Below are 16,681 nucleotides of genomic sequence, written 5' to 3'. Positions count from 1 at the left end.
GCCCACTTTGACCGACGAGGTACAGCATGCGTCGCCCTATGGTAGCTGGTAACTGGAAGATGCACGGTACCCGCGCCAGCGTCGCTGAGCTGATCGACGGCCTTCGTCATCTGGCCTTGCCGAGCGGTGTTGATGTCGCGGTGTTCCCGCCTTGCTTGTATATCAATCAAGTGATTGATGGTTTGCAAGGGAAGTCGATTTCGGTCGGCGCGCAGAACTCTGCGATTGAATCCGGGCAGGGTGCGTTGACAGGTGAAATTTCGCCGAGTCAGTTAGTGGATGCAGGTTGTTCCCTGGTGCTTGTCGGGCACTCCGAGCGCCGCCAGATAATGGGCGAGCTCGACGGGACGCTGAATCGCAAATTTGCGGCAGCACAGGCATGTGGCTTGATTCCGGTGTTGTGTGTAGGGGAAACCCTCGAGCAGCGCGAAGCTGGAAAAACTCTTGAGGTTGTCGGGCGTCAGCTGGGCAGCATCATCGAGGAGCTGGGTGTTGGTGCTTTTGCAAAGGCAGTAATTGCTTACGAGCCGGTCTGGGCCATTGGTACCGGGCTGACTGCTTCGCCGCAACAAGCGCAGGATGTGCACGCAGCCATTCGCGCCCAGTTGGCGGCAGAGAATTCTGAAGTCGCACAAGGTGTGCGGCTTCTATACGGCGGCAGCGTGAAGGCGGCCAATGCGGCCGAACTGTTCGGCATGCCGGATATCGATGGGGGGCTCATTGGTGGAGCTTCCCTGAATGCAGATGAGTTCGGTGCGATTTGTCGCGCCGCGGGAAACTGAAAAAATGCTGGAAACAGTCGTAGTCGTTTTTCATCTGCTGGGTGCGTTGGGCGTAGTTGCTCTGGTATTGCTGCAGCAGGGTAAAGGTGCGGACGCTGGTGCATCTTTCGGAGCAGGTGCTTCAAATACTGTGTTCGGAAGCCAAGGTACCTCTACCTTTCTTAGTAAGTTTACTGCTATACTTGCCGCCGGTTTCTTCATGACCAGCTTGGGGTTAGGTTACTTTGCTAAAGAGAAAGCTCACCAGCTGACTCAAGTAGGTTTGCCAAACCCAGCAGTGTTGGAAGTTCCAAAGCAAAAACCGGCTTCTGATGATGTCCCGGTGCTTCAAGAGCAAAAGTCGGCTACTCCAGCGACTGACGTGCCTCCAGCTCAAGAGCAGAAGTAAGAAGAGTTTCAAACGTAGTATTGCCGAGGTGGTGGAATTGGTAGACACGCAACCTTGAGGTGGTTGTGCCCATAGGGTGTAGGGGTTCGAGTCCCCTTCTCGGTACCAATTATCAGGAGAGCCCGCTGTTGCGGGCTTTCTTGTAGGTGGAAGGTTACATTGACCCTGTCAGGGATCGGTCGTATACTTCCGCCCCAGCTTTGTCGCGGGGTGGAGCAGTCTGGTAGCTCGTCGGGCTCATAACCCGAAGGTCGTCGGTTCAAATCCGGCCCCCGCAACCAGTTTAAGGAGCCCCTTTTCAGGGGCTTTTTGTTAGCTGGACACTTTCAACGCCGCTATTCGGCGGCGTTTCAAGGATGGGCGTTTCGCCCATTTTTTTATTTTGCATAGCATGCACATACATGCACGAGGGGGTTCAGGTGTCGAGCAAGCTAGAAGAGTTGCAGGCCTTGCTGGCCCCGGTGGTCGTGGCCCTAGGCTATGAATGCTGGGGTATTGAGTTTTCGGCTCAAGGTCGCCACTCAATGTTGCGCGTTTATATCGATAAAGAAGGCGGCGTGCTGGTGGACGATTGTGCCATCGTCAGTCGCCAGATCAGCGGTGTGCTGGATGTTGAAGATCCAATCTCCGTTGAATACACCCTTGAAGTTTCCTCGCCTGGCATGGAACGCCCACTGTTCACTCTTGAGCAGTTTGCAAAATTTGCCGGTGAACAAGTGAAGATCAAGCTGCGCTCGCCTTTTGAAGGTCGACGCAACTTTCAGGGCCTTCTGCGCGGTGTAGAAGAGCAGGACGTCGTGGTGCAGGTTGAAGACCATGAGTTCCTGTTGCCGATCGATATGATCGACAAGGCCAACATTATTCCCAGTTTTGACTGAGACGCGGATCCCGCGGATCCAATGGCTTGCGAAAGGCGAGGCGTACGATGAGCAAAGAAGTACTGCTGGTTGTTGAGTCGGTATCCAATGAAAAGGGCGTACCGGCAAACGTAATTTTTGAAGCGCTGGAGCTGGCTCTGGCCACTGCTACCAAAAAACGTTTCGAGGACGAAGTCGATCTGCGTGTGGAAATCAATCGCCACACCGGTGCTTACGAGACATTCCGTCGCTGGACGGTCGTCGAAGAAGCAGATCTGGACGATCCGGCTATCGAAACCTGGCCGAGCAAGGTTGCGCAAACGCATCCTGGCGCCAAGGTCGGTGACGTTGTCGAAGAAAAAATCGAATCCATCGAGTTCGGCCGCATTGCTGCACAGACTGCCAAGCAAGTCATCGTGCAGAAAGTTCGCGAAGCCGAGCGTGCTCAAGTCGTTGATGCCTATCGCGAGCGTCTGGGGGAAATCATCTCCGGCACCGTGAAGAAAGTCACCCGCGACAACGTGATCGTCGACCTGGGCAATAACGCGGAAGCGTTGCTGGCCCGTGAAGACATCATCTCTCGCGAAACCTTCCGGGTTGGCGTGCGTCTGCGTGCGCTGCTCAAGGAAATCCGCACCGAGAACCGCGGCCCGCAGCTGATCCTGTCGCGTACCGCGCCGGAAATGCTGATCGAGCTGTTCCGCATCGAAGTGCCGGAAATCGCTGAAGGCCTGATCGAAGTAATGGCTGCATCCCGTGACCCGGGTTCGCGTGCCAAGATCGCGGTCCGCTCCAAAGACAAACGCATCGATCCGCAAGGCGCTTGCATCGGTATGCGCGGTTCGCGCGTCCAGGCAGTGTCCGGCGAGTTGGGCGGTGAGCGTGTGGACATCGTCCTGTGGGACGATAACCCTGCTCAGTTCGTGATCAATGCAATGTCGCCGGCTGAAGTGGCGGCAATTATCGTTGACGAAGATGCCCATGCAATGGACATCGCCGTTGGCGCAGACAATCTGGCTCAGGCCATCGGTCGCGGTGGTCAGAACGTGCGTCTGGCTAGCCAGTTGACTGGCTGGACCCTGAACGTGATGACCGAATCGGACATCCAGGCTAAGCAAGAAGCAGAAACCGGCGACATCCTGCGCAACTTCATCGACGAGCTGGAAGTCGACGAAGACCTGGCACAGGTGCTGGTAGATGAAGGTTTCACCAGCCTGGAAGAGATTGCCTACGTACCGTTGGAAGAAATGCTCAACATCGACGGCTTTGACGAAGAAACCGTCAACGAGCTTCGCGCTCGCGCCAAGGATCGTTTGTTGACCAAAGCCATCGCTACTGAGGAAAAGCTGGCAGACGCCCATCCGGCCGAAGACCTGCTCTCGCTTGAGGGCATGGACAAGGATTTGGCGATGGAACTGGCGGTGCGCGGCGTAATTACCCGCGAAGACCTGGCCGAGCAGTCTATTGACGACCTGCTCGACATCGACGGCATTGACGATGATCGTGCCGGCAAGTTGATCATGGCCGCCCGAGCCCACTGGTTCGAGTAATTAGGCGCGGCCTGAGGAGAGAAGTGCATGACGCAAGTCACGGTGAAACAACTGGCCGATGAGGTCAAAACACCGGTAGAGCGCCTGTTGCAGCAGATGCGTGAGGCAGGTCTGCCGCACACCGCCGCCGAAGAACATGTGACTGACAGTGAGAAGCAATCTTTGCTGACTCACTTGAAAAGCAGCCACAAGGCGAAAGTGGAAGAACCACGCAAGATCACGCTGCAGCGTAAAACCACCAGCACCCTGCGTGTTGCTGGCAGCAAAAGCATCAGCGTTGAAGTACGCAAGAAGAAAGTCTTCGTGCAGCGCAGCCCGGAAGAAATCGAAGCCGAGCGCAAACGCGAACTGGAAGAACGTCGCGCAGTAGAAAATGCTGCACGTCAGAAGGCTGAAGAAGAAGCCAAGCGTCGCGCCGAAGAAGAAGCGCGTCGCCAGCCTGCTGCTGCGCAAACCGCTCCTGTCGAAGCTGTCGCAGCGCCTGTTGCAGTTGCCGAACCTGTGCGTGAAAGCGCCCCGGTCGTGGCCGCTGCACCTGCAGCCGACACTCGCAAGCGCGACGAGCAGCGTCGTCCGGACAAACCACGTGCCGACGATAGCAATCGTCGTGGCAGTGGCGATGGCGAGCGCAAAAACGCTCCGCATCGTGCTTCGGTCAAGGAAAAAGCGCCTGCTCCACGCGTTGCCCCACGTACTACCGACGAAGAAAGCGATGGCTTCCGTCGTGGTGGTCGCGGCAAGGCCAAGCTGAAGAAGCGCAACGCCCACGGTTTCCAGAGCCCAACCGGCCCTGTTGTGCGCGAAGTGAAGATCGGCGAGACCATCACTGTTGGCGATCTTGCCCAGCAGATGTCGGTCAAGGCTGCTGAAATCATCAAGTTCATGTTCAAACTGGGTACCCCAGCGACCATCAACCAGGTACTGGATCAGGAAACTGCCCAACTGGTTGCCGAAGAGCTGGGCCACAAAGTGACCCTGGTCAGCGACACCGCCCTGGAAGACTCCCTGGCCGAGTCCCTGAAGTTTGAAGGTGAGACGTTCTCCCGTGCACCAGTTGTGACCGTAATGGGTCACGTTGACCACGGTAAGACCTCGCTGCTCGACTACATCCGTCGTGCCAAGGTAGCTGCTGGCGAAGCCGGTGGTATTACCCAGCACATCGGTGCGTACCACGTTGAAACTGAACGCGGCATGGTCACCTTCCTCGACACCCCTGGTCACGCCGCGTTTACCGCCATGCGTGCCCGTGGTGCCAAGGCGACCGACATCGTGATCCTGGTGGTTGCAGCGGACGACGGCGTAATGCCGCAGACCGTTGAAGCTGTTCAGCACGCTCAGGCGGCTGGCGTACCTCTGGTTGTTGCAGTGAACAAAATCGACAAGCCGGGCGCCGATCTCGATCGCATCCGTAGCGAATTGTCGGTTCACGGCGTGACTTCGGAAGAGTGGGGCGGCGACACCCCGTTCGTATCGGTTTCGGCGAAAGTCGGTACCGGCGTGGACGAGTTGCTCGAAGCTGTTCTGCTGCAAGCTGAAGTTCTCGAACTGAAAGCAACCCCATCGGCCCCTGGTCGTGGTGTTGTGGTTGAATCGCGTCTCGACAAAGGTCGTGGTCCGGTTGCAACCGTTCTGGTTCAAGACGGTACCTTGCGCCAGGGCGACATGGTGCTGGTCGGTTCGAACTATGGCCGCGTTCGCGCCATGCTCGACGAGAACGGCAAGCCAATCAAGGAAGCCGGTCCTTCCATCCCTGTCGAGATCCTCGGCCTGGACGGTACTCCGGACGCTGGCGACGAGATGAGCGTAGTTGCTGACGAGAAGAAAGCCCGTGAAGTGGCTCTGTTCCGTCAAGGCAAGTTCCGCGAAGTCAAACTGGCCCGTGCTCACGCCGGCAAGCTTGAAAACATCTTCGAGAACATGGGTCAGGAAGAGAAGAAGACGCTCAACATCGTCCTCAAATCCGACGTCCGTGGTTCGCTGGAAGCGTTGAACGGTGCCTTGAATGGCCTGGGTAACGACGAAGTGCAAGTGCGTGTGGTCGGTGGCGGTGTCGGTGGTATCACCGAATCCGACGCCAACCTGGCACTGGCCTCCAACGCTGTACTGTTCGGCTTCAACGTGCGTGCCGATGCCGGCGCTCGCAAGATCGTCGAGCAGGAAGGTCTGGATATGCGTTACTACAACGTGATCTACGACATCATCGAAGACGTCAAGAAAGCCCTTACCGGTATGCTGGGCAGCGATGTTCGCGAGAACATCCTGGGTACCGCTGAAGTGCGTGACGTGTTCCGTTCGCCGAAGTTTGGCGCGATCGCCGGTTGCATGGTTATCGAAGGTGTTGTTCACCGTAACCGTCCAATCCGTGTACTGCGTGAAGACATCGTTATCTTCGAAGGCGAGCTGGAATCCCTGCGCCGCTTCAAGGATGACGCTTCCGAAGTACGTGCCGGCATGGAATGTGGTATCGGCGTGAAGAGCTACAACGACGTCAAGGTCGGTGACAAGATCGAAGTATTCGAGAAGGTCCAGGTTGCTCGCAGCCTCTAACTCGCGCACTTCAAGAGCCGTGATGGCCAGCCGCATGCAATTGCGCGGCGCATCAGTCGGACTCTAAACGCAACGCCCGGTCTGGCTTTTGTCAGGCCGGGCGTTTGCCGCTTTCAGACCCTTCGGGTTTCACCGTGGGGCAGTAACAGGTAACAAGACATGGCAAAAGAATATAGCCGTACCCAACGTATCGGCGATCAGATGCAGCGTGAGCTGGCACAGCTGATCCGTCGTGAAGTCAAAGACCCGCGCGTCGGGCTGGTCACCATTACCGCTGTTGAAGTCAGCCGTGACGTCGGCCACGCCAAGATCTTCATCACCGTGATGGGGCAGGACAGCCGCGACGATATCGCGCAAAGCATCAAGGTGCTCAACTCCGCCGCCGGTTTCCTGCGCATGCAGTTGGCTCGCGAGATGAAATTGCGCAGCGTTCCACAGTTGCACTTCCATTACGACGAAAGTGTCGTGCGTGGTGCGCACCTGTCGGCCCTGATCGAACGCGCGGTGGCTGAAGACAGTCAGCACCCGGTAGCGGCTGAACCCGAAGACGCCAAGGAGTAATCGGTGGCTCAGGTCAAACGTATCCGTCGTAACGTCAGCGGTATCATCCTGCTCGACAAGCCGTTGGGGTTCACTTCCAACGCGGCGTTGCAGAAGGTCCGCTGGTTGCTCAATGCCGAGAAGGCCGGGCACACCGGCAGTCTCGATCCGCTGGCCACCGGCGTGTTGCCGTTGTGCTTCGGCGAGGCCACCAAGTTCTCGCAATACCTGCTCGATTCCGACAAAGGTTATGAAACCCTGGCGCAACTGGGCAAGACCACCACCACGGCGGATGCCGAAGGTGAGGTTTTGCTGGAACGTCCGGTGACCGTTGGTCGTGCCGATATCGAAGCTGTGTTGCCGAAATTTCGTGGGCAAATCAGTCAGATACCGCCGATGTACTCGGCACTCAAGCGCGATGGGCAGCCGCTGTACAAGCTGGCCCGTGCAGGTGAAGTAGTGGAGCGCGAACCGCGTTCTGTTACTATTGCGCGCTTGGAATTACTGGCCTTTGAGGGTGATACTGCGCGGCTTGCGGTGGATTGCAGCAAAGGCACCTATATCCGTACCCTGGTGGAGGATATCGGTGAGCAACTCGGTTGTGGCGCTTACGTGGCTGAATTGCGACGTACCCAGGCCGGGCCTTTCACGCTTGCACAGACCGTCACTCTGGAAGAGCTGGAAGCGGTACATGCCGAAGGCGGCAACGAAGCGGTCGACCGCTTCCTGATGCCATCGGACAGCGGCCTGCTGGATTGGCCACTGTTGCAGTTCTCGGAAGCGAGCGCGTTCTACTGGCTCAACGGCCAGCCGGTACGTGCCCCGGATGCACCGAAATTTGGCATGGTGCGGGTACAGGATCACAATGGTCGCTTCATCGGTATCGGTGAAGTGAGCGAAGACGGGCGCATCGCGCCACGTCGACTGATTCGGTCAGAATGACCGAACGAGGGTGGCTGTTAACAGGCACGGTCACTACTCATTTTTAGATACAGGGATTTGTCCCTGGCCTGTTGAAACTGTTTTTCTGAAACAGTTTCCTGATAAAAGGATTGCCTCATGGCTCTCGACGTTCAAGAAAAAGCTCAAATCGTAGCTGACTACCAGCAAGCTGTTGGTGACACTGGTTCGCCAGAAGTGCAAGTTGCACTGCTGACCGCCAACATCAACAAACTGCAAGGTCACTTCAAGGCCAACGGTAAAGATCACCACTCCCGTCGTGGTCTGATCCGCATGGTTAACCAGCGTCGTAAGCTGCTGGACTACCTGAAAGGCAAGGACGTGAGCCGTTACAGCGCTCTGATCGCTCGCCTGGGTCTGCGTCGCTAATAAGCGATTGCGCTAGAGGTTGGTTGTTTGCTGTGTGCCAGCGGGTTTCCCGCAGGTACATGGCAGGCTCCCAGCCTCAAGTTTTATCTGGACAATAGTTTTACCCTGGACAATGACAGTCGGGCCGATTCCCGGCGTTGCCCACGAATTTCGCAAGAAGACAAGTTCCCCCAAGAGCCACAAAGAAGGTAGGACACCGTGAACCCGGTAATCAAAAAATTCCAGTTCGGTCAGTCGACCGTTACCCTCGAGACTGGCCGTATCGCCCGTCAGGCCTCCGGCGCAGTATTGGTCACCGTTGACGACGACGTCAGCGTATTGGTGACCGTAGTCGGTGCCAAACAAGCCGATCCAGGCAAGGGCTTCTTCCCTCTGTCTGTTCACTACCAGGAAAAGACTTACGCCGCCGGCAAGATCCCTGGCGGTTTCTTCAAGCGTGAAGGCCGTCCTTCCGAGAAAGAAACCCTGACTTCCCGACTGATCGACCGTCCGATCCGTCCACTGTTCCCTGAAGGTTTCATGAACGAAGTGCAGGTTGTCTGCACCGTCGTTTCCACCAGCAAGAAGACCGATCCGGACATCGCTGCGATGATCGGTACCTCGGCTGCGCTGGCTATCTCCGGCATTCCTTTCGATGGCCCGATCGGCGCTGCCCGCGTTGCGTTCCACGAAAGCACCGGCTACCTGCTGAACCCGACTTACGAGCAACTGAAAGCTTCGAGCCTGGACATGGTCGTTGCCGGTACTTCGGAAGCCGTGTTGATGGTTGAATCGGAAGCCAAAGAGCTGACCGAAGACCAGATGCTGGGCGCGGTACTGTTTGCTCACGACGAGTTCCAGGTGGTGATCAACGCCGTTAAAGAACTGGCCGCTGAAGCTGCCAAGCCGACCTGGGCCTGGGCTCCTCAGCCAGAAGCCACTGCTCTGCTGGGTGCTATCCGTGCCGAGTTCGGCGAAGCGATCTCCCAGGCTTATACCATCACCATCAAGGCCGACCGTTACGCTCGCTTGGGCGAACTGAAAGACCAAGTGGTTGCCAAGCTGTCCGGTGAAGAAGGCCAGCCTTCCGCTGCTGACGTCAAAGCTGCTTTCGGCGAAATCGAATACCGCACCGTTCGCGAAAACATCGTTAACGGCAAGCCACGTATCGACGGCCGCGACACCCGCACCGTACGTCCGCTGAACATCGAAGTGGGTGTTCTGCCGAAGACCCACGGTTCGGCACTGTTCACCCGTGGCGAAACCCAGGCTCTGGTCGTCGCGACACTGGGCACCGCCCGTGACGCACAGCTGCTGGACACCCTGGAAGGCGAGAAAAAAGACCCGTTCATGCTGCACTACAACTTCCCTCCGTTCTCGGTAGGCGAGTGTGGTCGCATGGGTGGCGCTGGTCGTCGCGAAATCGGTCACGGCCGTCTGGCCCGTCGTTCGGTTCAGGCCATGCTGCCTGCTGCCGACGTGTTCCCGTACACCATCCGTGTCGTATCGGAAATCACTGAGTCCAACGGTTCGAGCTCCATGGCTTCGGTCTGCGGCGCTTCCCTGGCGCTGATGGACGCCGGTGTACCGATGAAGGCACCGGTTGCCGGTATCGCCATGGGTCTGGTTAAAGAAGGCGAGAAATTCGCCGTCCTGACTGACATCCTGGGTGACGAAGACCACCTGGGCGACATGGACTTCAAAGTAGCCGGTACCGCCAAAGGTGTTACCGCGCTGCAGATGGACATCAAGATCAAGGGCATCACCGAAGAAATCATGGAAATCGCTCTGGGCCAAGCCCTGGAAGCGCGCCTGAACATCCTCGGTCAGATGAACCAGATCATTGGCCAGTCGCGTACCGAACTGTCGGAAAACGCTCCGACCATGATCGCGATGAAAATCGACACCGACAAAATCCGTGATGTCATCGGTAAAGGCGGCGCGACCATTCGTGCGATCTGTGAAGAGACCAAGGCTTCGATCGACATCGAAGACGACGGCTCGATCAAGATCTTCGGCGAAACCAAGGAAGCGGCTGAAGCTGCACGTCAGCGCGTTCTGGGCATCACCGCTGAAGCTGAAATCGGCAAGATCTACGTAGGTAAGGTTGAGCGCATCGTCGACTTCGGCGCATTCGTTAACATCCTGCCAGGCAAGGACGGTCTGGTTCACATCTCGATGCTGAGCGATGCTCGTGTAGAGAAAGTGACCGACATCCTGAAAGAAGGCCAGGAAGTGGAAGTTCTGGTACTGGACGTGGACAACCGCGGCCGTATCAAGCTGTCCATCAAAGACGTAGCAGCGGCCAAGGCTTCGGGCGTTTAATTACCCCCGCGCCAACCGCTTCAACGTTATAAAAAATGCCCCGCCGTGAAAACGGCGGGGCATTTTTTTGTGCAGGAAAGATCTTTCCATTTTGCGGTGTGCGAAGTTGCCGGACCTCGAGACCAGTGCTAGGTTTAGCCCACAGCCCGTGTAGCTCAGCCGGTAGAGCAGCGCACTCGTAACGCGAAGGTCGCAGGTTCGATTCCTGTCTCGGGCACCATTCCCCCCCCCGCTTACTTCACCTTTCTGCTCAGCTCCTCGACGGTGCGCTTGAGCTGATCCATCGCGCGATCCTGATCGCTGATTTCCCGTTTAAGACTGGAGATCTCGCTGTTGTTCGAGCTGGAGCTGGAACCGCTGTTGCGATTGAGCTCTTCCACTTGTTTGGTGAGAGTGTTCAGGTCGCGTTCCTGTTCATTGACCGTGCGCTTGAGATCATCAATCTCCTTGCTGCTGGAGCTGGTGCTGGAACCACTGTTGCGTTTGAGCTCTTCAATCTGACGGGCCTGTTCGCTGATGGTGCGCTTCTGGCTTTCCAGTTCGCTGGCATTGGCCTTCACGGTTTTTTGCAGGTTTTCCAGATCATCGATGCTGACACTGGTTCTGACGAGCGTGTCCTTGCCGTATGAATTGTGCAGGGCGGAGATTTTGTCGGAGTACAGCGAAGGGTCAGAGGCGACTTCGACAGCCGCTTGAGCTGCGCTGGCCAATGCCAGGCTGCCGAGCAGCAGGGTAGCAGCGGCAAGACGGGTAGACGAAAGCTTCGAAAAACTGCGCATCACTGGGGTTCCTTGTGAAGTGCCTATATGGCACATCGCTATGACTTGGGATTTGAATTTATGTTCCCCGAGGTCTCCAGCATCTATTGCACACAGCTTTTTGCGGGATAGATGTAAAGAGCCGTGTAAATCGTCGGCAAAACGTCCTATATTCGTTGCCTGCATGAGCATCGCCCAGCAGTTTTCAGATGATCCCGAATGGTTCTGAAGGCCAGACAAACCGGGTTTCAAACGGTTTTTTTGCGTCAGAGAGATCCTTGATGATCCAGATCCATCTTCCATTCCCCAGATCAGCGAGAACGCCATGACCGTTAAAGAATTGACCCAAGAAGCCAGACACGAAGAAGCCCTGAAAAAGTACGTACTGGATGCACCCCAGTTACTGGAAGAGATCAAGGACTTGCCTGCCGACGATCAGAAGGACCAGATCCAGTGGGCGTTCGAGGATGAGGCAGAAGCCCAGGGTTTGCAGCCTTGGGAACTGACGCTCAAGTACACATCAAGCCCCGAAGAGTTCGAGGCCGCGCGCCTGGCACTGCACAAGGAGGCGGCCGAGGTGTTGGGCGTCGAGTGGGAAGAGTACTGCGAGATGAACAATCTGGTGGTCTGAAAAAAACGCCAGCCTTCATGAGGCTGGCGTTTTTCATTATCAGGGGTGTGATCAGAGACTCAGTCGCATCGACAGGTCTACGGCCTTCACATCCTTGGTCATCGCACCAATCGAAATGTAATCCACCCCGGTTTGCGCAATCGGCAGCAACGTACTTTCGTTGATGCCGCCACTGGCCTCCAGTTTTGCCTTGCCGGCGTTCAGGCGCACGGCTTCGCGCATGTCATCCAGGCTCAGTTCATCGAGCATGATGATGTCGGCTCCCGCTGCCAGGGCTTCTTTGAGCTCCGTCAGGTTCTCCACTTCGATCTCCACTGGTTTGCCCGGAGCGATCTTGTGCGCGGCAGCAATAGCCTCAGGGATGCCACCGCAGGCGGCGATATGGTTTTCCTTGATCAGGAAGGCGTCATACAGGCCAATGCGGTGGTTGTAGCAACCGCCGCAGGTCACGGCGTATTTCTGGGCCAGACGCAGCCCCGGCAGGGTTTTGCGGGTATCGAGCAACTTCACTTGGGTTTGGGCGACGAAATCCGCCAGGTACTGCGCGCGCGTGGCTACACCCGAAAGCAGCTGCAGGAAGTTCAGTGCGCTGCGTTCGCCGGTGAGCAGCGAGCGTGCCGGGCCTTCGAGGTGGAACAGCGCCTGATTGGGTTTCACCCGTTCGCCATCGCTCACCTGCCAGTGCACGGCGACCCGCGGATCCAGCTGCCGAAACACGGCATCGACCCATGCAGTGCCGCTGATGACGGCAGCGTCGCGGGTGATGATGGTGGCTTTGGCCAGACGTTCGGCCGGGATCAGTTGCGCGGTGATGTCGCCGCTGCCGATGTCCTCGAGTAACGCACGGCGCACGTTGGCTTCGATTTCGGCGGTCAAATCGGCGAGACGTAGATTCGGCATAACGGGCTCCACAAACAAAGTGGCCCGATTATAGGGCCATGGCGCGAGGCAACCCAAGGCATCAACAACCATCCCGTCGTTCGCAAACCTGCATTTGGTCGATTCGCGTGAGCAATTGACTCTAAGCAAGGGTCTTTCATAAACGTCTGTTTCTTTGGGAGCGCAGAGTCTGCTGGCACAAGAGAGGTCTTTTGCAGATAATTCTGCCTTGCATTTGACGTCATAGCTTTGACGTACCTTTGGATTCCCGATTATTGAATGACAGCGGGTGTGCGATGTACTCCGCTGAACGCCGGCTGTGTGGCCGGCGTGCTCGATCTTTCTTACCGAACCGAAGAATCACCGTTTCAGGAGGCTTGGATGCACAACGACGGGAATGTAGTGCCTTTGCACAAGGCGACTACCGATCAGGCGACTCATTCGCTGCTCGCCCGCCTGCCCGTGATTCTGCTTCAGGTTCGCGACAAAGCTGCCCAACAGCTCAAGCAGGGTTTGCAGGAGCTGTTCGATAACGCCGACGACACCTTGTTCGAAATGGCCGACCGGGCCCGGAATGATGTCGAGCAAAACATCTTCTTCGAAGCTATGCGCGATTTGCGCCTCAAGCGCAAAAATATCGAGCGCAGTTTTCTCGAGCAGTTCGTCGAGGCTTTCCTCAGGCTCACGCAGTGCGACACCTCACAGGCTGCCTTGCCCCGGGCATTGGCTTTCGATACCTCGGTGTCGCTATCCCATGACGACATGGAGCGTAATGTGGCGGTGGAGGTTATGGTCGGCAAAGTGCTGAACCGCGATGGCTTCGCCCTCGACCAGCTCACCGCCCGACTGAGCACCTTGCTGGGCAAGAAACTGGTCGAACAGCACAACCCCTTGGGGCCGACGCTGCTCTGTGAGTATTTCCTGCAGGCGGGGCGCAACCTGGGGATGGAGATCAAGGTCAAGCTGATCATCCTCAAGCTGTTCGAGCGCTACGTGCTCAGCAACGCCGATCAGCTCTACGCCGAAGCCAATCAACTGCTGATCGCCACCGGTGTGCTGCCGGACCTCAAGCCCGCCCCGGCGCGACGTGCCACCGATCGAGCGGCTGCCAGTGCTCACGCCGACCCTGTCGAGGCAGGGAGTCGCAGCGGCAATCCACAGGTTGACGAGGGCGTTCAGGAAGTCTTCGCCGCCTTGCAGGAGTTGCTGCTCCATGTGCGCGGCAGCGTTGCGCCGACCCTGGAGGTCAGTGCCCGGACCCAGCCCATTTCTACCCGCGATCTGCTGCGACTGCTCTCGCACTTGCAGCAATATGTGCCGGCGCTGGCGGTTCAGGACGACTTCGACCTGCGCAACCAGCTCGAACTGCTGCTGACCCGGGTCAGCGTCAAAAGCGGCAGGTTGCGGGTGGTCGGAGTGGCCGATGAAGACGTGATCAACCTGATCGCCATGCTCTTCGAATGCATTCTCGATGACCGCAACCTGCCGGACTCCCTCAAGGCGCTGATTGGCCGCTTGCAGATTCCGATGCTGAAAGTCGCGGTGCTCGACAAGAGTTTTTTCAGCCGCAGCAGCCATCCCGCCCGGCGCTTGCTCAACGAAATCGCCGCGGCGGCCATGGGCTGGGGCGAGTGCGATGACCATCAGCGCGACAGTCTGTACCTGCGCATTGAGCAGGTGGTGCAACGCTTGTTGAACGACTTTGTCGATGACCCGGCGATCTTTTCCGAACTGCTGGCGGATTTCCTCGCCTTCACCAATGACGAGCGTCGTCGCAGTGAGTTGCTGGAGCAGCGCACCCGAGACGCCGAAGAAGGCCGTGCCAGGACCGAACTGGCCCGTCAGTGCGTCGAGCAGGCGTTGAATCAGGTGTTGGTGGGCAAGGTTTTGCCGCACAGCGTGGTGGTGTTTGTTCAGGAGGCCTGGAGCAAAGTGCTGTTGCTGACCGGCCTCAAGCACGGTGATCAGTCCGCCGAATGGCACGCCGATGTGCAGACCATGGAGCAGTTGATCTGGAGCGTGCAACGCCATGACGAACCCGATGCGAGCCTGCGCTTGTTGGCGCTGGTGCCAGGGTTGCTCAAGTCGTTGCGCGATGGGCTGAACAGCTCGGCATTCGACCCGTTCGCTACCGGCGAGTTTTTCAGCGAGCTGGAAGGCCTGCACGTTCAACTGTTTGAACGTCCGAGCCAGAACAGCACGCCTGTCGAGGGGCCGATGATGGTCGAGGTGCAGGAGGAAATCGTGCTTCGCACTGCTGACGAAGGCCCGGTCGAAACGGCCTCGGTGCGTTTGCCGGAGGATGATGCCGCGCTGCTGCAAGTCGATCAACTGCGCCCGGGGTGCTGGGTCGAGTTTCAGGAAGACGAGGAAAACACCCTGCGTTGTAAATTGACGGCAATCATTGAATCCACCGGCAAGTACATCTTTGTCGACCGTACCGGAATGAAAGTGCTGGAGCACAACCGTACCGGCCTGGCCCTGGAGTTTCGGCGTGGCGCGGTGCGCACGCTGGACGACACCTTGCTGTTCGATCGGGCGCTGGAATCGGTGCTGGGCAACCTGCGGCGTCTCAATCGCGGCAAGTGATCGCGCGCCGAGGGCCTATCGCGGCATACTGGGCGCCAACACAGTCGTCGTTGAAGGAGCCTGTATGCAGTTGGACCCCGCGAGTGGTTGGTGTCAGGGTGTGCGTTTATGCCCTTCGCCCAACTTCAATGCGCGCCCCGAGGGCGAGATTTCCCTGCTGGTGATCCACAACATCAGTCTGCCGCCCGCGCAGTTTCTGACCGGCAAGGTGCAGGAGTTTTTCCAGAATCGTCTGGATGTCACGGAACATCCCTACTTTGCAGGGATCGCCGACCTGCGGGTGTCTGCGCACTTTCTGATTGAACGTGACGGCACCGTCACTCAGTTTGTCTCTTGTCTTGAGCGCGCCTGGCACGCCGGCGTTTCGTGTTTCGAGGGGCGGGAAACCTGTAACGATTTTTCCGTGGGCATCGAGCTTGAAGGCACGGATGATCTACCGTTTACCGATGCGCAATATCAGACGTTGACGACTCTGACCCGACAGCTGCAAAGCGCCTTCACGGGTATCACCGCACAACGTATCTGCGGGCATAGCGACATTGCACCCGGGCGCAAGACTGATCCGGGACCGGCGTTTGACTGGGCACGCTATCGTGCGGCCCTGGCAAAAGCCGCTCAGGAAGAAGAGGAGCAACAATGAGTTTTCTGGTGCTGCTGTTAGCGGTATGGATCGAGAAATTCTCGGCCCTGCGCCATCGGGTTCAACGTGATGCGGGTTGGGTGCGCGAGCTGAACAAGCTTGAAGTGAGCCCACGCATGAGCAACCGTCCGTGGCTGATACTGGTGGTGCTGGTGTTGTTGCCGGTGGCGCTGCTGGGGTTGCTGTTGGTGGTGCTGGACCCGGTGGCCTATGGCTTGCTGGCGTTGCCCGTGCACCTGTTGGTGGTGATTTACAGTCTGGGGCGTGGCGATCTGCTGGCCGGCCTGGGGCCGTTTCGCGATGCCTGGCGCCGGGAAGACCTGCAGGCTGCCGCCCATGTGGCCAAACGCGACCTGGATATCTGCGCCGACAGTGGCGAGCAACTGCTGGAACGGGTGCAAGGGCATTTGCTGTGGGAGGCCTATCAGAGCTTTTTCGCGGTGATCTTCTGGTACTTCCTGCTGGGCCCGGTCGCGGCCCTGAGCTATCGACTGCTGGCGCTGGTCGAAGAGCATGGGCAGAACCCGGCCGTGGTCGAGCGCGCGACACAACTGCGCCACGCGTTCGATTGGGTGCCGGTGCGGTTGCTGGCGGCGAGCTTCGCGCTGGTCGGCAACTTTGTCGCGGTCAGCCGGGTGATGCTGCATGAGCTGCTGAACTGGAACATCAGCGCCGCCCAACTGATCGAGAAGGTCGGACTGGTTGCCGGTGAAATTCCGGCGCCGGTGGTCGGCCCGGACGGCATCAACAGCCTGGACCGGATCTGGGAACTGCTGCTGCGCGCGGCGGTGCTTTGGTATGCCGGTTTTGCGTTGTGGACTGTTTTGTCCTGACTCCACTCTACGGCGAACGCTTTTGTGGCGAGGGGGCTTGCCCCCGTTGGGTCG

General features: G+C 57.9%; 15 protein-coding genes and 3 tRNA genes. 16 read left to right on the top strand and 2 right to left on the bottom strand.

Annotated features, from left to right (window positions below; all coding sequences use genetic code 11):
* Positions 1-26: 26 nt before the first annotated feature.
* From tpiA to JUI81_RS24890, 12 genes are all read left to right on the top strand, one after another.
* Complete coding sequence (gene tpiA / locus JUI81_RS24945) at positions 27-782, top strand: triose-phosphate isomerase (RefSeq protein ID WP_007933541.1); 756 nt, start codon at positions 27-29, stop codon at positions 780-782.
* A gap of 4 nt (positions 783-786) precedes the next feature.
* A complete protein-coding gene (gene secG / locus JUI81_RS24940; protein WP_018929487.1) occupies positions 787-1,170 on the top strand; it encodes a preprotein translocase subunit SecG in 384 nt (127 codons plus the stop codon).
* Between the two features lie 22 nt (positions 1,171-1,192).
* Positions 1,193-1,278 (top strand) — tRNA-Leu (locus JUI81_RS24935).
* A gap of 96 nt (positions 1,279-1,374) precedes the next feature.
* Positions 1,375-1,451, top strand: a tRNA-Met gene (locus JUI81_RS24930).
* Between the two features lie 138 nt (positions 1,452-1,589).
* Positions 1,590-2,048, top strand: coding sequence for a ribosome maturation factor RimP (rimP, locus tag JUI81_RS24925; protein WP_007973115.1), 459 nt, complete (start codon positions 1,590-1,592; stop codon positions 2,046-2,048).
* Between the two features lie 47 nt (positions 2,049-2,095).
* On the top strand, positions 2,096-3,577 hold the full coding sequence (gene nusA, locus JUI81_RS24920; RefSeq protein WP_204125249.1) for a transcription termination factor NusA: 1,482 nt from the start codon (positions 2,096-2,098) through the stop codon (positions 3,575-3,577).
* A gap of 27 nt (positions 3,578-3,604) precedes the next feature.
* On the top strand, positions 3,605-6,124 hold the full coding sequence (gene infB, locus JUI81_RS24915; protein ID WP_019582451.1) for a translation initiation factor IF-2: 2,520 nt from the start codon (positions 3,605-3,607) through the stop codon (positions 6,122-6,124).
* 159 nt (positions 6,125-6,283) lie between these two features.
* Positions 6,284-6,685 (top strand): 30S ribosome-binding factor RbfA, encoded by a 402-nt coding sequence (rbfA, locus tag JUI81_RS24910; protein ID WP_028939914.1) that lies wholly within the window; start codon positions 6,284-6,286, stop codon positions 6,683-6,685.
* A 3-nt stretch (positions 6,686-6,688) separates the two neighbouring features.
* Positions 6,689-7,606 carry a tRNA pseudouridine(55) synthase TruB gene (gene truB / locus JUI81_RS24905; protein ID WP_007933551.1) on the top strand — a complete coding sequence of 306 codons (918 nt, stop codon included), beginning with the start codon at positions 6,689-6,691 and terminating at the stop codon, positions 7,604-7,606.
* Between the two features lie 117 nt (positions 7,607-7,723).
* Positions 7,724-7,993, top strand: coding sequence for a 30S ribosomal protein S15 (gene rpsO, locus JUI81_RS24900; protein WP_011332409.1), 270 nt, complete (start codon positions 7,724-7,726; stop codon positions 7,991-7,993).
* A 198-nt stretch (positions 7,994-8,191) separates the two neighbouring features.
* On the top strand, positions 8,192-10,297 hold the full coding sequence (gene pnp, locus JUI81_RS24895) for a polyribonucleotide nucleotidyltransferase (RefSeq protein ID WP_018929489.1): 2,106 nt from the start codon (positions 8,192-8,194) through the stop codon (positions 10,295-10,297).
* Between the two features lie 144 nt (positions 10,298-10,441).
* Positions 10,442-10,517, top strand: a tRNA-Thr gene (locus tag JUI81_RS24890).
* A gap of 13 nt (positions 10,518-10,530) precedes the next feature.
* On the opposite strand, the gene JUI81_RS24885 is transcribed toward JUI81_RS24890, so the two are convergent.
* Positions 10,531-11,076, bottom strand: coding sequence for a hypothetical protein (locus JUI81_RS24885; protein ID WP_204125295.1), 546 nt, complete (start codon positions 11,074-11,076; stop codon positions 10,531-10,533).
* A 304-nt stretch (positions 11,077-11,380) separates the two neighbouring features.
* On the opposite strand from JUI81_RS24885, the gene JUI81_RS24880 reads away from it, so the two are divergent.
* A complete protein-coding gene (locus JUI81_RS24880) occupies positions 11,381-11,686 on the top strand; it encodes a DUF6388 family protein (RefSeq protein ID WP_019582449.1) in 306 nt (101 codons plus the stop codon).
* Between the two features lie 51 nt (positions 11,687-11,737).
* Here the strand turns inward: JUI81_RS24880 and nadC are convergent, their stop codons facing one another.
* Entirely contained in the window at positions 11,738-12,586 is an 849-nt protein-coding gene (gene nadC / locus JUI81_RS24875) for a carboxylating nicotinate-nucleotide diphosphorylase (protein ID WP_019582448.1), read from the bottom strand.
* A gap of 360 nt (positions 12,587-12,946) precedes the next feature.
* Here nadC and JUI81_RS24870 point away from each other — a divergent pair, with 360 nt between their 5' ends.
* The 3 genes from JUI81_RS24870 (at position 12,947) to ampE (ending at position 16,627) form a co-directional block, all read left to right on the top strand.
* A complete protein-coding gene (locus JUI81_RS24870; RefSeq protein WP_204125248.1) occupies positions 12,947-15,154 on the top strand; it encodes a DUF1631 domain-containing protein in 2,208 nt (735 codons plus the stop codon).
* Between the two features lie 64 nt (positions 15,155-15,218).
* Positions 15,219-15,794, top strand: a complete 576-nt coding sequence (gene ampD / locus JUI81_RS24865) for a 1,6-anhydro-N-acetylmuramyl-L-alanine amidase AmpD (RefSeq protein WP_019582446.1) — start codon at positions 15,219-15,221, stop codon at positions 15,792-15,794.
* Positions 15,791-16,627, top strand: a complete 837-nt coding sequence (gene ampE, locus JUI81_RS24860; protein WP_204125247.1) for a regulatory signaling modulator protein AmpE — start codon at positions 15,791-15,793, stop codon at positions 16,625-16,627. The genes ampD and ampE overlap by 4 nt, the downstream gene beginning before the upstream one ends.
* Positions 16,628-16,681: the final 54 nt, after the last annotated feature.

This window comes from Pseudomonas sp. 008 (assembly GCF_016861935.1).
Classification (GTDB): domain Bacteria; phylum Pseudomonadota; class Gammaproteobacteria; order Pseudomonadales; family Pseudomonadaceae; genus Aquipseudomonas.
This window is presented reverse-complemented; position numbering and strand designations above follow the sequence as displayed.

Bases quoted from the DNA above. Each gene is read 5' to 3' on its own strand.
- infB (WP_019582451.1), top strand. From the start codon at position 3,605: ATGACGCAAGTCACGGTGAAACAACTGGCCGATGAGGTCAAAACACCG.
- rbfA (WP_028939914.1), top strand. From the start codon at position 6,284: ATGGCAAAAGAATATAGCCGTACCCAACGTATCGGCGATCAGATGCAG.
- JUI81_RS24885 (WP_204125295.1), bottom strand. From the start codon at position 11,076: ATGCGCAGTTTTTCGAAGCTTTCGTCTACCCGTCTTGCCGCTGCTACC.
- JUI81_RS24870 (WP_204125248.1), top strand. From the start codon at position 12,947: ATGCACAACGACGGGAATGTAGTGCCTTTGCACAAGGCGACTACCGAT.
- nadC (WP_019582448.1), bottom strand. From the start codon at position 12,586: ATGCCGAATCTACGTCTCGCCGATTTGACCGCCGAAATCGAAGCCAAC.
- ampE (WP_204125247.1), top strand. From the start codon at position 15,791: ATGAGTTTTCTGGTGCTGCTGTTAGCGGTATGGATCGAGAAATTCTCG.
- JUI81_RS24880 (WP_019582449.1), top strand. From the start codon at position 11,381: ATGACCGTTAAAGAATTGACCCAAGAAGCCAGACACGAAGAAGCCCTG.
- secG (WP_018929487.1), top strand. From the start codon at position 787: ATGCTGGAAACAGTCGTAGTCGTTTTTCATCTGCTGGGTGCGTTGGGC.
- ampD (WP_019582446.1), top strand. From the start codon at position 15,219: ATGCAGTTGGACCCCGCGAGTGGTTGGTGTCAGGGTGTGCGTTTATGC.
- nusA (WP_204125249.1), top strand. From the start codon at position 2,096: ATGAGCAAAGAAGTACTGCTGGTTGTTGAGTCGGTATCCAATGAAAAG.
- rpsO (WP_011332409.1), top strand. From the start codon at position 7,724: ATGGCTCTCGACGTTCAAGAAAAAGCTCAAATCGTAGCTGACTACCAG.
- tpiA (WP_007933541.1), top strand. From the start codon at position 27: ATGCGTCGCCCTATGGTAGCTGGTAACTGGAAGATGCACGGTACCCGC.